Raw genomic sequence first — 13,813 nt, 5'->3', positions numbered from 1 at the left:
CTCAGGTGATGTCCTTGCGTTGGGTCGCGGCCCAGCCGCCCAGGAAGAACAGGGCCGTCCAGGTCAGGAAGATCAGGCCGCTCAGCCACCAGTCGAACGCGCCCAGCGCGCCGGCGATCGCCCGCAGCACGTCCTCCAGCTCGTCCGGCACCACGCCGGCCGTGGACAGGAACAGCGACGACGCCACCGAGCCGGTCAGGCCGTTCACCGAACCGTTGGGCAGGAAGCCGATCAGCTCCGGCAGGCTCTGCGTGCTGAGCACGAGCTGGATGCCGTTCTCCAGGATCAGCATGTAGAGCACCAGCACCACGGTGGTCCCGACCGGGCTGGGCATGAGCGCGCCGACGCCGACGCCGAACATCGTCATCAGGATCGACGACAGCACGCCGACGCCTGCCATCGCCAGCCAACCCGTCGCGTCCGGCAGCGCGCTGGAGTCGGACGTGATCACGATGCCGATGCTCACCGCGGCCACGATCGCCAAGCCGTAGATCGCGCCCCACAGGACGTACACGATCAGCTTGGCGCTCAGCGCGGACACGCGGTTCGGCGCGGTCAGGAAGGTCGTGGTGATGGTCTTGCGGCTGATCTCGTTCGAGATCGCCAGCCCGCCGAAGATCATCGGGAAGATGGTCGCGATGTTGATGCTGCGCGCCATCCCGAACACGGCGACCTGCCACTGCGACGGGTCGATGCCCAGGAGCCTGGTCAGCTCCTCGGCGTCCGCGCTGCCGACCGCGTCCATGATGTTCTTGCCGATGAACCCGGTGCCCAGCGCCCAGCCGAGGGCGATCAGCACGGTCGGGATCATCAGGCCCCACCACAGGCCCGTGGTGGTCGTCTTGCGGAACTCCGACTTGATCAGGTTGCCCAACATCACGCGCCACCCCCGAGACCGCCCTGGCCCTGCCCCTGCTGGTAACCCGACGGCGGGTCCTGGTAGCCCGACGGCGGGTCCTGGTAGCCGGGCGGCGGCGTGGGCTGCTGGAACTGCCCCGGCGGGTACGGGCCGGCCTGGAACTGCCCCGGCGGGTACTGGCCGGGCGGCGTGGGCGGCGGGAACTGGCCGGGTTGCGGCTGGTAGGCGGCCTGCTGCGGGAAGCCCTGCGGTGGCGAGCCCTGGTAGCCGGGTGGTGGCTGGTAGCCGGGTTGCTGCTGGTAGTCCTGCGGTGGCGCGTAGTAGCCGGTGCCCTGCGGGCCCGCGTACTGGTTCGGCCCGGACGCCGTGTACTGGCCGTTGGTGAGCTGGAAGAACAGCTGCTCCAGGTCGGCCTTCTCCTCCTGGATGCCGTAGATCGACACGCCTGCCTTGAGCGCCAGGTCGGCGACCTGCCTGGCCTCCACCCCGGTGACCGCGATCCGACCGTCCGGCACCTGCTCGATCGTCGTGACGCCCTCCGCCTGCAACGCCGCCACCAGCGCGGACGTGTCGGACGGCTGCACGAGGACGCGGCTGCGCTGCGAATCGCGCAGGTTGTCCAGCGGCCCGTAGTACATGGTCTGGCCGCGCGACACGATCACCACCTGGTCCACGGTCTGCTCCACCTCGGCCAGCAGGTGGCTGGAGATGAGCACGGTGCGCCCGCTGCGCGCGTAGGACTGGAGGAACGTCCGCAGCCACGCGATGCCCTCGGGGTCCAGGCCGTTCGACGGCTCGTCCAGCACCAGCACCTGCGGGTCGCCGAGCAGGGCGGTGGCGAGCGCCAGGCGCTGCTTCATGCCCAGCGAGAACCCGCCCGTCCGGCGGTCGCCCGCCGCGCCCAGCCCGACCAGGTGCAGCACCTGGTCGGCCCGCGCGTCCGGCACGCCGATGGCCGCCGCGTACACCCGGAGGTGGTTGCGCGCCGAGCGCTTGGGGTGGAAGCCCTGCGCCTCCAGCACCGCGCCGACCACCCGCGCCGGGTTGCCGAGCTGGTGGAACGGCCTGCCGTTGATCAGGCCGATGCCGGCCGTGGGCGTCACCAGGCCGAGCAACATGCGCAGCGTCGTCGTCTTGCCCGCGCCGTTGGGGCCGAGGAAGCCGGTCACCGACCCCGGTTCCACCGTGAAGCTGAGATTCTGCACCGCTGCGACCGGACCGAACTGCTTGGTCAAGTTCTGCACCACGATGCGGCCACTGCCGTCGTGCACGCGTCCCTCCCGAATGTTCTTCGGGAGCCATCCTGCCTTAGGAGGGTCAGTCGGGTAGGGCGTGCCGTGGTTTCGAGGCCACCGGCGGCAGCTCGGTGGTCGTCTCCGCGTCGCGCGCGCGGGAGAACGGGCTGCGCAGCGGACGCCGCCGCTCGCGGTGCGGCAGCCCTTCGCCGATGAGGTGCTGGTGCGCCATCGTCCACACCTGGCAGGGCCACTTCTTGTGCCGCAGCACGCCGGGGCAGGCGCCGCAGCGGCCGTCGGGGTCGGGCTGGTGCACGGTGAGCAGCAGCCGCCAGCCGTCGGCGAGCCGGTTGATCTCCGCGCGGGCCAGCGGCACCAGCGCCTCGGCCGCGCCCCGTTCGGCCACCTCCTCCAGTTGGGTGAGCCGGTGCAGCACCGCGGCGCGCAGGGTCTCGTCCACGTCACATCCTGTCGGCGGCTTGGTCCAGCAGGCGGTGCAGCCTGCGGGTCTGCGTGACGGACATCACAGCCGACTCGCCGGGTGGCGAGACCAGCAGCACCCGGTCCTCCTCGACCAGCACCGTCATCGACCGGTCCCGCCCGAACGGGTCGTGACAGTCGATCCACCCCTGCGGTTCAGCCATGTGCGCTCCGATCGGAGGGTCGCGGCGGCGCGTGGGCAACGCCACGCGGTGTGGGCGGACCCGCGGCGCCGTGGTGTCCGTCCGCCTTGTCCATCGGCCGACCGGGGGTCGTGACTTACCCGTTACGCGACGAATTCACTCGTTTGCTTGAGGCGGGACACGCACGGTGGTCCGCAAGGTGGAGAAATGTGAGTCAGATGGGCGGGGCGGCTGGGCACGGCACCCCGTTCCCGGCTAGGATTGGCGGTGCGGCCCGCTCCCAGTGACCCCCAGGCTGGTTGAGCGGGCCGCCTTTCTGCGTCCGGGGCCTGGTCCCGACCTGCTCCGCACCGGTCCCACCCGGTCCGAAGTGGCCGGCGGACCGGCGTCGGCCCGGCCCGGACGTGCGCGAAGGGGCGCCCACCGTGGTGGACGCCCCTCCCGAGGTCCGATCTCAGAGGTCGATCGGGGTGTGCGCGAGGCCGTGCGCCTCCGCGACCGGCTGGTTGGTCAGCAGGCCGTCGTGGACGTTCAGGCCCAGCGCGAGCGACTTGTCCGCGCGCAGCGCCGCCTCCCAGCCCTTGTCGGCCAGCGCCACGGCGTAGGGCAGGGTCACGTTCGTCAACGCGTAGGTGGACGTGCGCGGCACCGCGCCCGGCATGTTCGCGACGCAGTAGAAGACCGACTCGTGCACCTGGTAGGTCGGGTCGGCGTGCGTGGTCGGTCGGGAGTCGGCGAAGCAGCCGCCCTGGTCGATCGCGATGTCCACCAGCACCGAACCGGGCTTCATCCGCGCCACCAGCTCGTTGCTGACCAGCTTGGGCGCCTTCGCGCCGGGCACCAGCACCGCGCCGATGACCAGGTCGGCCTCGCGCACGGCCTGCTCGACCGAGAAGCGGTTGGACGTGACGGTGCGCAGCTGCCCCCGGTAGAGGGCGTCGATGTGGCGCAGCCGGTCGACGTTGGTGTCCAGGATCTCGACGTCCGCGCCCAGGCCGGCGGCGATGGTGGCCGCGTTCAGGCCCGCGACGCCGCCGCCGATCACGACCACCCGCGCCGGGTGCACGCCGGGCACGCCGCCGGGCAGCACGCCCCGGCCGCCGGACGGCTTCATCAGCGAGAACGCGCCGACCTGGGGCGCGAGCCTGCCCGCGACCTCGGACATCGGGGCCAGCAGCGGCAGCGCGCCGCTCGGCGCCTGCACGGTCTCGTAGGCGATCGCGGTGGTGCCCGAGTCGAGCAGCGCCTGCGTCAACGGCTGGTCGGCGGCCAGGTGCAGGTAGGTGAACAGGGTCTGGCCCTTGCGCAGCAGCGGGTACTCGCGCGCGATCGGCTCCTTGACCTTGAGCACCAGGTCGCCCTCGCCCCACACCTCCTCGGCGGTGGCCAGGACCTTCGCGCCGGCGGCCAGGTACTCGTCGTCGGTGATGGCCGACCCGAGACCCGCGCCCGCCTCGACGTACACGTCGTGGCCGCGCTGGGTCAGCTCGTGGGCGCCCGCCGGGGTCAGCGCGACGCGGTATTCGTGGTTCTTGATCTCGCGAGGTACTGAGATCCGCACGGTGGGGCTCCTTCAGCCGTTGTTACGCCCAAAGGTCCGGTACCGCCATCCGGCTGTCATCGTGCGGGCGGTACGAACCGCCACCCGCGCGGTTGTGCCGCCGGCACAACCGGTGCTGCCCGAACGGACAACCGGGCCCCACCCGAACGGACAACCGGACCTGTCCGCGGCGACCGTCCGGGCGCGCGTTGACACCCGTCGTGCCGGGGACTTAGCGTGCTCGCGTTCGCCCAACTCAACATCGGCCGCGGTGCCCCGTGCGGCACCGGAACCCGGGCGGGAGAGCCTCCAGCGTCGTTGGAGCGCCGAAGGAGCAAGCACCCCGCACACTCTCAGGCAACGAGAACCGCTCGGGCGAGGCGACTCTGGAAAGCGTGCTCGCGCGCACCCACGGTGCAAGCCGGACCGATCGACGGCACGACCGTCGTGACGCCGGCGAAGCTCTCAGGTCCCAGGACAGAGAGGGGGACCTGGACCGCGTGGACCGAGGAGCTGACGACGTGAACCTTCCGGACAACCTGCTGTACACCCCCGAGCACGAGTGGGTCGACTGGGCGCCGGGTACCCAGGACCCCGTGGCGATCGGCATCACGTCCTACGCGGCGGAATCCCTCGGCGACATCGTCTTCGTGCAGCTGCCCGCCGTCGGCGACCGCGTGAAGTCCGGCGACGTGTGCGGCGAGCTGGAGTCGACCAAGTCGGTGAGCGACCTGTACGCGCCGGTCAGCGGCGAGGTCGTGGAGGTCAACACGGCCGCCGTCGACGACCCGTCGCTGATCAACAACGACCCGTACGGCGGTGGCTGGCTGTTCAAGGTCGCCGTGGAGGACGCCTCCGGCCTGCTGACCGCCGCGAAGTACGCGGAACTGACCGGGGACTGAGCGCCGTGGCCATCAGCGTCTTCGACCTGTTCTCCGTCGGCATCGGGCCGTCCAGCTCGCACACGGTCGGCCCGATGCGCGCGGCGACGATGTTCGTGGCGCGGTTGGGCCATCGCGTGCGGGAGGTCGACCGGGTGCACGTCCAGCTGTTCGGCTCGCTGGGCGCGACGGGCCACGGGCACGGCAGCCCCAAGGCCGTGCTGCTGGGCCTGGAGGGGCACCGGCCGGAGGACGTCGACCCGGCGGTCGCCGACACGCGCGTGGCCGAGATCCGCGCGACGAGCCGGCTGCTGCTGGGCGGCGTGCGGGAGATCCCGTTCACCGAGGACACCGACCTGGTGATGCACCGCCGCAAGTCGCTCCCGCTGCACCCCAACGGCATGAGCTTCGCCGCCTACCGGGGCGACGAGGTGGTCGACGAGGCCGTGTACTACTCGGTCGGCGGCGGGTTCGTGGTGGACGAGACGGCGACCGGCGCGGACCGGATCAAAGCGGACGAGACCAGGGTCGCGCACCCGTTCAAGACCGGTGACGAGCTGCTGGCGCGCACCCGCGAGACCGGGCTGTCCATCAGCGAGGTCATGCTGGCCAACGAGACGTCGTGGCGGTCCGAGGCGGAGGTGCGGTCCGGGCTGCTGCACATCTGGGCGGTGATGCAGGAGTGCGTCGACCGCGGCTGCTCGCAGACCGGTGTGCTGCCGGGCGGTCTGAAGGTGCGGCGGCGGGCGGCCGAGATGCGGCAGCGGCTGGCGTCCGAGCACTACGCCACCGACCCGCTGCGCGTCATGGACTGGGTGACGCTGTTCGCGCTGGCGGTCAACGAGGAGAACGCCGCGGGCGGCCGGGTCGTGACCGCGCCGACGAACGGCGCGGCCGGCATCGTCCCGGCGGTGCTGCACTACTACACCCGGTTCGTGCCGGGCGCGTCGGACGAGGGCGTGGTGCGGTTCCTGCTGACCGCGGGCGCGGTCGGCGTGCTGTTCAAGGAGAACGCGTCGATCTCCGGCGCGGAGGTCGGGTGCCAGGGCGAGGTGGGTTCGGCGTGCTCGATGGCGGCCGGCGGCCTGGCCGAGGTGCTGGGCGGCTCGCCGGAACAGGTCGAGAACGCCGCCGAGATCGCGATGGAGCACAACCTCGGGCTGACGTGCGACCCGATCGGCGGGCTCGTGCAGATCCCGTGCATCGAGCGGAACGCGCTGGCGTCGATCAAGGCCATCACCGCGGCCCGGATGGCGCTGCGCGGTGACGGCTCCCACTTCGTGTCCCTGGACAAGGTCATCAAGACCATGCGGGAGACCGGCAAGGACATGAAGGTCAAGTACAAGGAGACGGCACGCGGCGGTCTTGCGGTGAACGTGATCGAGTGCTGAGGGGGAGTGGCGAGGGAGTAGGGGGAGGGGCAAGGCAGTAGGGGTGAGGCGGGGGCGGTGAGACAGTGACTAGAGCTGTGTTTGATTTGCCTCGGCTTCGCCTCGGCGGCTCGGCCGCCCTGTGGTCGGGCCGTCGCGCCTGATTTCCCGCCGATCCAAAAGCGTGATCGGCGGGAAATGAGGCGCGACAACCCGACGGCGGCCTCGCGCGGTGCGGGAGCGAGTCGGGGGTGAGTGCGGCGACTTGGTCTGAGGTGCGGGAGTGGTTGGGCTAAGCCCTGCGGTACACCGAGACGTCGTCGCGCCACACGCCCTCGACGTCGGGTGCGGACTGGACGATCGTCATCTCGTCGGGTGAGCCGAGGATGCGCCAGGCCCTGGCTGCCTCGTTCTCCCCGTCGAACAGGACGGTGCACAGCGCGTTCGGCTCGACGATCGTCCGGACGCGGTCGTACGTGCCCTCCAGCGCGGTGTCGCCGGTGAGGCTCAGCCGGTACTCGATGTGGATCGGCTCGTCGGTGCCGCCGACGCCGTCGATCACGGCCACCAGCTCGTCACCGTCGAGCCGCAGCTCGTAGTGCCCCTCCTTGGGCGGCACCCCGCCGGAGTAGGCGGTACGGGCAGGGTCGAGCACCCACCGGCCGAGGAACGGCTCCAAGTCTTCAAGCATGACCACACCCTGCCGCGCTCCGGGACCTCGCACAACCGCCTCCCAGCCGCCTCTCCACCCGCGCCCTCCGCCCCCCGCAAGACCAGTCGCGGCCCTCACCCCCTACCTGTTCCCGCGCCGCGAGGCCGCGTCGGGTTGTCGCGCCTCATTTCCCGCCGATCACGCTCTTCGATCGGCGGGAAATCAGGCGCGACGGCCCGACAAAATGGCGGCCGAGCCGCCGCGACGAAGTCGCGGCAATCCAACACAGCGGCAAATTCAACACAGCACCCGCTCGATCGCCTCGATGACGGCCTCGTCCTCCGGGTCCGTAGTCGGCCGGAAGCGGGCCACCACCTCGCCGTCCCCGGACACCAGGAACTTCTCGAAGTTCCACTTCACGTCGCCCGCCTCGCCGTCGGCGTCCGGGTGCGCGGTCAGCTCGGCGTACAGCGGGTGGCGGCCGGGGCCGTTGACCTCGATCTTCTCGAACATCGGGAACGTCACGCCGTAGGTCGTGGAGCAGAAGGTCGCGATCTCCTCCGCGGTGCCGGGCTCCTGGCCGGCGAACTGGTTGCAGGGGAAGCCGACCACCGAGAAACCCGCCGCGCCGAAGCGCTCCTGGAGCCGCTCCAGGCCGGCGTACTGCGGCGTGAGGCCGCACCGGGACGCCACGTTGACCACCAGCAAAGCCTTACCGCGCAACGGTCCCAGGCTGCTCGGCGCGCCGGCCAGGGTGCGGACGGCGATGTCGTGGATGCTCATGCGCACAGCCTACGTGCCGGCGCGCGGCCGGAAGACGGTGACGACCACCCGCAGGCCCAGCAGCACGCTGATCACCAGCAGGTGGTAGCCGAACACCTGGTACAGCGTGATGTCCGGCGCGACCTGCGGCCCGCCGTCCGCCGCGAGCAGCAGCACGGCCATCAGGCCGGCCGTCGCGCCCAGCACGGTCAGCATGACCTGGTGCAGGATGCCGACCACGAAGGAGCGGTCGCGCTCGTCCGCGAACAGCCTCAGGTTCAGGCCCAGCCGGCCCTGCTCCAGGGCGCTGGAGATGCGCTCGGCCCGGCGCGGCAACCGCCTGAGCATCGGCAGCACCGAGTACAGCTCCTCGGTGAGGGTGCGGCGCACCGACTCCGGCGTCAGGCGCTCGCTGAACTGCTTCTCCGCGAACGCCCGCGACTCGACCACGATGTTGAACCCCGGCGACAGCGCGCCCAGCGTGCCCTCCGCCGTGGCCAGCGCGCGGAAGACGGCGGCGATCTCCGGCGGGATGCTCAACCCGTACCGGTAGACGAGCGCGAACAGGTCGCCGAACATCTCGACGTCCGGCCGCATCCCGGCGCCGAGGTGCCGGGCCATGAACTGGCCGAGCGCCCGTTCCAGCTGCTGCTCGTCGATCTCGTCGGGCCGCGCCACGAGTTCCAGCAGCGCGTCCCGCAACCCCGCCGGGTCGCCGCGGTCGACGGACAGCAGCAGCTTCCCCAGCGCGGAGCGGAGTTGCGCGTCGATCCGGCCCACGGACCCGAAGTCGAGCATCCCGAGCCGGCCGTCGCCGAGCACCATGATGTTGCCGGGGTGCGGGTCCGCGTGGAACACGCCGTGCAGCATCACCTGGCGCAGCAACGCGTCCAGCAGCACCCGCGCGAGGGCGTCGCGGTCGACGGAGTCCAGCGCCGCCGACCGCACCGGCACGCCGTCGAGCCGTTCCATCACCAGGACCCTCGCCGTGCACAGCTCCTGGTGCACCCGCGGCAGCACGACCGACGTGCCCGCCGACGCCGACCGCACGGCCGTGAGGTTGCGCGCCTCCACGCGGAAGTCGAGTTCCTCGCGCAGCGCGGCGGCGAAGCCCGCCGCGAGGTCCCGCACGCCGATCGCCCTGCCCCACCGCGTGCGCTCGTGCAGCGACGCCGCGATCCGGGTCACGATGTCCAAATCGCCCTCCGCGACCCGCCGCACGCCGGGCCGCTGCACCTTCACCACCACGTCCTCACCGGACTTCAGCCGCGCCCGGTGCACCTGCGCCACGGACGCGGCGGCGATCGGCGTCTCGTCGAACTCCGCGAACACCTCCTCGGGCGCGCCGATCTCGGCCACCAGCACCTGCCGCACCGCGGGCCAAGGTGCGGCGGGCACCTTGTCCTGCAACAGGGTCAGCTCGGCGACGACGTCGGCGGGCAGCAGGTCCGGCCGGGTGGACAGCACCTGGCCGAGCTTGACGAACGTGACACCGCCCTCCTCCAGCGCGAGCCGCAGCGACCGCGCGACGCCGGTGTCGGTGCGCTCCCGGCCGCGCAGGTACGGCCCCAGCCCGTGGCGGAACGCGATGGCGGTGATCCGCGAGTACCGCCGCGCGCGGGCGACCCGCCTGCGCAGCGCGCCCCACCACTCGGTGGGCGGCGGCACGGAGCCGGTCGGCACGATGATCTCGGCGAGCGTCAGCAGCGCGATCACCACGAGCAGCGCGATACCGAGTTGGACGGTGCCCAGCGCGCCGGTCGTCTCCGGGCTGGGCATCCCGCTGAGCACGCCGGCGGTCGCGGACAGGCCGATCAGGCACGCCAGCGCCGTGCGCACGAGCCCGACCCGCAGCCCGAGGATGCGCCGCGCGGCCAGCGCGATGCCGAGGATCAGCGCCACGAACGTCAGCGGCACGCCGATCGTGTAAACCAGGAAGTCGCCCATGTGTCCCCCCGAAGCAGTTCGCGCGGAGGATAGATCGGCTTCCCTGAAAACCCCGATGCACCGGGTCGGCGGCGGCGCGGATCCGGGTCGACCATCGAGGCGGTGGTCGGCGGTGTGGCGGTGGTCGGCGGTGTGGCGGTGGTCGGCGGTGGTGCGGTGTCGGGCGTGCCGCGCAGCCGGCCGACCGGGTGGTGCCCGCGGTCCCGGTGTCGTGCGCGCGGCTGTCGGCACGTCGACCCGGTCGGGTCCGGTCACCCGACCGGGATGGCCGGTGATCAGAAGTCGAACACCGGGCCGGTTTCCGCGCGCATCGCGCACCGGTTGGGGAACGTCGCGGTGAACCGGCGTTCCCGGCCGTGCCACAGGCCGGTCGCCTCGACCGTCACCGGGTCGTACTCCAGCGTGCAGACCACCGACTGCTGCGCCATGCCGGCGATCTCGCCGTCGACGCCGCCCAGCGCCTCGCACGCCTGCTCCGCCCTGGGGTGCGTGCCGCCGGCCGGTCCGCAGGTCAGCGTGATGGTCCTGGTGCTCTCACGGTGTTGCGCGGTCAGCAGGAACGAGGAGTCGGGCGCGCCGACCGCGGGGAGGAACGCGGCGAGGGCCGCGAGGAGGGGGAGTGTCGCCATGTGCCCAACAGTGGCCGCACCGCACCGCCTCCTCCAGCAATGTCACCAGATCGTGTGGTGTCGCGCGAGCACCGCCGGGTGGGTCGCGCGTCGTCCGTCCGGCGCGTTCGGGTCCCCGTGTGAGCCGGGTCACTGTCGAGCCCACTTCACCCGTCCGGGGACCAGGGTGGACCGATGGGGAACTCCGGGGTGCGCAGGGTGGCGCTCGCCAGCTCGGCGGGCAACGCGGTCGAGTTGTACGACTTCCTCCTTTACGGCACGGCTTCCGCGCTGGTGTTCGACAAGCTGTTCTTCCCGACGTTCGACCCCCGCGTCGGCACCCTGCTGGCGTTCGCGACGTTCGGCGCGGGTTTCCTCGCCCGCCCGCTCGGCGGTGTCGTGATCGGCCACTTCGGCGACCGCGTCGGGCGGCGGTCGATGCTCGTGCTGACGCTGACCGCGACGGGCCTGTGCACCGCGTTGATCGGCCTGCTGCCGACGTACGACTCGATCGGCATCGCCGCGCCGGTCCTGCTGGTGCTGCTGCGGGTCGTGCAGGGCTTCTTCCTCGGCGGCGAGCAGGGCGGCGCGACCCTGATGGCGGTCGAGCACGCGCCGCCGGGGCGCACGGCGTGGTACGGGAGCTGGACGTTCCTGGGCTCGCCGCTCGGGCTGCTGCTCGCGAACGGCGCGCTGGCGGCGTCGACCGCGGTGTCCGGCGACGCGTTCCTGTCCTGGGGCTGGCGGCTGCCGTTCCTGTTCAGCCTGGTGCTGGTCGGCGTCGGGCTCTACGTCCGGCTGTCGGTCGAGGAGAGCCCGCTGTTCCGCGCGGCGCGGGAGGAGGCGGGCACGCTGCGCCTGCCGGTGGTGCACGTGCTGCGCCGGTCGTGGCGGCGGGTGCTGCTCGGCGCGGGCGTGAACCTCGGTTTCAACATGTTCATCTTCGTGCTGGCCACCTTCGTGGTCTCGTACGGCACCAAGCAGTTGGGGATGCCGCGGTCGACGCTGCTGAACGCGGGGCTGGCGGGCGCGGTGGCGCAGGCGGTGGCGATCCTGGTGTTCGCGCGCCTGTCCGACCGGGTCGGCCGGCTGCCGGTGATGCTCGGCGGCGCGGTGTTCCTCGGGGTGTTCGCGCTGCCGCTGTTCTGGTTGCTGGAGACCCGGTCGCCCGCGCTCGTGGTGGCGGCGGTCGTGATCGGATTCGCGGGCTCGGCCGCGGTGTTCGGCCCGATGCCCGCGTACTACGCGGAGCTGTTCGGCACCCGCGTCCGGTACAGCGGGGTGTCGTTGAGCTACCAGCTCGGGTCGGTGCTCGGCGGCGGCCTGTCGCCGCTGATCGCGGCGTGGTTGCTGGAGTTGACGCCCACGCGGGCGTCGTGGCCGGTGTCGCTGTACCTGGTCGCCGGCGCGGTGGTGACGGCACTGTGCCTGGTCGCGCTAGGAGAGACTGTGTTTGATGGCCCGACTCCGTCGGGCGGCTCGGCCGCCGGGAAGTCGGCGGCACACGGGGCGGGTTGTGCCGATCCAAAGGCGTGATCGGCACAACCCGCGCCGTGAACCACCGACGCGGCCTCGCGGTGTTGGATTTGCCCGACGCCGTCGGGCGGCTCGGCCGCCTTTGAGTCGGCGGCACACGGGGCGGGTTGTGCCGATCCAAAGGCGTGATCGGCACAACCCGCGCCGTGAACCACCGACGCGGCCTCGCGGGCGCGTGTGCGAGGGGAAGTGTGGGAGCGTAAGAGGCGAGGGGGCTCGGAGAGCGAGAGGGCGAGGGCTTAGGAATGCGCCTTTACGCGGTTCAGGACTGAGGTCACTGTGGCGGCTGGGGCGGTGGGGCGTTGCGTTGTGCGCCAAGCGATGACGCCGTCCGGGCGGATGAGGCTCGCGCCGTCCGGGCCGATGCCGTAGCGCTTGGCCAGTTCGCCGGTGGGGTCGGCCAGTTCGGGCACCTCGACCGGCGCGTCCGCCCACACCGCGCGGTTCAGGGTGATCAGCGTCCAGTCCCGGACCAGGTCGACGGTCGAGGTGGCCGCGCCGTCGTGCAGCACGGTCACGTGCGGTGCGCGGAAACCGGGGCGACCGCTGGGTTCCAGCGGGTTCTCCAGCTCCGCCGGGTCGTCGTCCTCGATCAGCACCGCGCCCGAGCGGCAGCGGTAGCCGAAGATCAGGCGCAGGTGGTCGACCGGCTCCGGCACGTCCGGGCCCGCCAGGTGCGGCGCGAGGCGCTCCACGTAGTTGGCGAACGACGCGTCGATGATGTGCCGCGCGTAGGGCCGCCGCTCGGCCTCGTAGCTGTCCAGCAGGCCCGGCCCCGCTTCGCCGCGCAGGACCGCCGCGAGCTTCCACGCGATGTCGTACCCGTCACCGACGGCCGTGTTGCCGCCGAGGCCGCCGGTCGGCGGCGTCACCTTCGCCGCGTCGCCGACGAGGAACACGCGCCCGGCGCGGAACCGGTCGCTGAGCCAGGCCGCCATCTCCCACGACGTGATCTCCAGGATGTCCGGCTCCAGGTCCGGCTCGTCGGTGGCGACGCGCAGCAGCTCCCGGCACCGCTCGGCCGGGAAGTCCGCGGGCGACTCACCGCGCTCCGGGTGGTACTCGACCGCGAACACGTTGCGGCGTTCCGTGTTCGTCATCATGAACACCCCGGTGAACTCGGGGTTCTGGAGGTAGAACAGGGTGCCCTTGTCGGCGGCGAGCCGGTCGCCCATGTCCGCGTCGAACACCACCCCGACGTGGTGGCTCAGCGCGCCGCGGCCCTGCCGCCCGATGCCGAGCGACTCCCGCACGAACGACCGGTGCCCGTCCGCCGCCACCAGGTAGTCCGCCCGCACCCGGAACGCCTCGCCGGACGCGCGGTCGAGCAGCTCCGCCGTCACGCCGGACGCGTCCTGGCGCACCGACGTCAGCTCGGTGCCGAACCGCACCTCCGCGCCGTGCCCGCGCGCCGCGGCCAGCAGCACGGGTTCCACGTAGTCCTGGCCCGCCATGCCGAACGCCTCCGGGCTCAGGCCGACGTCCACTTCGTCCTCTTCGTGGACGATGGTGTGGAACACCCGGCCCCGCAGGCTCTCGGCGACCTTGACGACGATGCCGGAGGCCACCCCCTCGCTGCCGCGCAGCACCTCGTCGGCCACCCCGCAGCGCCGGAAGATCTCCATCGTGCGGTTCGTCTGCCCGGTCGCGCGCGGGTTCGGCGACGTCCCGGCGTGCTTGGCGACGCCCAGCACGGAGATCCCCTGTCGCGCGAGGAACAGCGTGGCCGTCAGCCCGCCGAGCCCCGCGCCCACCACCAGTACCTGTACACGCCTGTCCTCTTCCATAAATAGAATCTTA

General features: G+C 71.9%; 13 protein-coding genes and 1 riboswitch. Of the genes, 3 read left to right on the top strand and 10 right to left on the bottom strand.

The window, feature by feature from the left end:
• Position 1 precedes the first annotated feature (1 nt).
• The 5 genes from C8E97_RS30560 to ald form a co-directional block, all read right to left on the bottom strand.
• Entirely contained in the window at positions 2-877 is an 876-nt protein-coding gene (locus tag C8E97_RS30560; protein WP_121012748.1) for an ABC-2 transporter permease, read from the bottom strand.
• Positions 877-2,130, bottom strand: coding sequence for an ABC transporter ATP-binding protein (locus tag C8E97_RS30555; protein WP_121009094.1), 1,254 nt, complete (start codon positions 2,128-2,130; stop codon positions 877-879). The genes C8E97_RS30560 and C8E97_RS30555 overlap by 1 nt, the downstream gene beginning before the upstream one ends.
• 46 nt (positions 2,131-2,176) lie before the next feature.
• Positions 2,177-2,554 carry a hypothetical protein gene (locus tag C8E97_RS30550; protein WP_121009092.1) on the bottom strand — a complete coding sequence of 126 codons (378 nt, stop codon included), beginning with the start codon at positions 2,552-2,554 and terminating at the stop codon, positions 2,177-2,179.
• A gap of 1 nt (position 2,555) precedes the next feature.
• Positions 2,556-2,738 carry a hypothetical protein gene (locus tag C8E97_RS30545; protein ID WP_147455276.1) on the bottom strand — a complete coding sequence of 61 codons (183 nt, stop codon included), beginning with the start codon at positions 2,736-2,738 and terminating at the stop codon, positions 2,556-2,558.
• A gap of 433 nt (positions 2,739-3,171) precedes the next feature.
• Positions 3,172-4,278: an alanine dehydrogenase gene (ald, locus tag C8E97_RS30540; protein WP_121009088.1), complete on the bottom strand. Its 1,107-nt coding sequence runs from the start codon at positions 4,276-4,278 to the stop codon at positions 3,172-3,174.
• 267 nt (positions 4,279-4,545) lie between these two features.
• Positions 4,546-4,637: riboswitch (glycine riboswitch) on the top strand.
• 141 nt (positions 4,638-4,778) lie between these two features.
• Between ald and gcvH the strand changes: the two genes are divergently transcribed.
• Together gcvH and C8E97_RS30530 are read left to right on the top strand one after the other, a co-directional pair.
• The gene (gcvH, locus tag C8E97_RS30535) at positions 4,779-5,159 is read left to right on the top strand and encodes a glycine cleavage system protein GcvH (protein ID WP_121009086.1); all 381 of its coding nucleotides are present in this window, start codon (positions 4,779-4,781) and stop codon (positions 5,157-5,159) included.
• A gap of 5 nt (positions 5,160-5,164) precedes the next feature.
• Entirely contained in the window at positions 5,165-6,529 is a 1,365-nt protein-coding gene (locus C8E97_RS30530) for an L-serine ammonia-lyase (RefSeq protein ID WP_121009084.1), read from the top strand.
• A 271-nt stretch (positions 6,530-6,800) separates the two neighbouring features.
• Here the strand turns inward: C8E97_RS30530 and C8E97_RS30525 are convergent, their stop codons facing one another.
• From C8E97_RS30525 to C8E97_RS30510, 4 genes are all read right to left on the bottom strand, one after another.
• The gene (locus C8E97_RS30525) at positions 6,801-7,199 is read right to left on the bottom strand and encodes a hypothetical protein (RefSeq protein ID WP_147455275.1); all 399 of its coding nucleotides are present in this window, start codon (positions 7,197-7,199) and stop codon (positions 6,801-6,803) included.
• A gap of 258 nt (positions 7,200-7,457) precedes the next feature.
• Entirely contained in the window at positions 7,458-7,943 is a 486-nt protein-coding gene (locus tag C8E97_RS30520; RefSeq protein WP_121009080.1) for a glutathione peroxidase, read from the bottom strand.
• Positions 7,944-7,952: 9 nt separating this feature from the next.
• Positions 7,953-9,869, bottom strand: a complete 1,917-nt coding sequence (locus tag C8E97_RS30515; RefSeq protein ID WP_121009078.1) for an ABC1 kinase family protein — start codon at positions 9,867-9,869, stop codon at positions 7,953-7,955.
• Positions 9,870-10,144: 275 nt separating this feature from the next.
• The gene (locus C8E97_RS30510; RefSeq protein WP_121009076.1) at positions 10,145-10,498 is read right to left on the bottom strand and encodes an SSI family serine proteinase inhibitor; all 354 of its coding nucleotides are present in this window, start codon (positions 10,496-10,498) and stop codon (positions 10,145-10,147) included.
• A gap of 174 nt (positions 10,499-10,672) precedes the next feature.
• Here C8E97_RS30510 and C8E97_RS30505 point away from each other — a divergent pair, with 174 nt between their 5' ends.
• On the top strand, positions 10,673-12,013 hold the full coding sequence (locus tag C8E97_RS30505) for an MFS transporter (protein WP_121009074.1): 1,341 nt from the start codon (positions 10,673-10,675) through the stop codon (positions 12,011-12,013).
• 239 nt (positions 12,014-12,252) lie between these two features.
• Here C8E97_RS30505 and rdmE read toward each other — a convergent pair whose 3' ends face one another.
• Positions 12,253-13,800, bottom strand: coding sequence for an aklavinone 12-hydroxylase RdmE (rdmE, locus tag C8E97_RS30500; protein ID WP_121009072.1), 1,548 nt, complete (start codon positions 13,798-13,800; stop codon positions 12,253-12,255).
• Positions 13,801-13,813: the final 13 nt, after the last annotated feature.

This window comes from Saccharothrix australiensis (assembly GCF_003634935.1).
Classification (GTDB): Bacteria; Actinomycetota; Actinomycetes; order Mycobacteriales; family Pseudonocardiaceae; genus Actinosynnema; species Actinosynnema australiense.
This window is presented reverse-complemented; position numbering and strand designations above follow the sequence as displayed.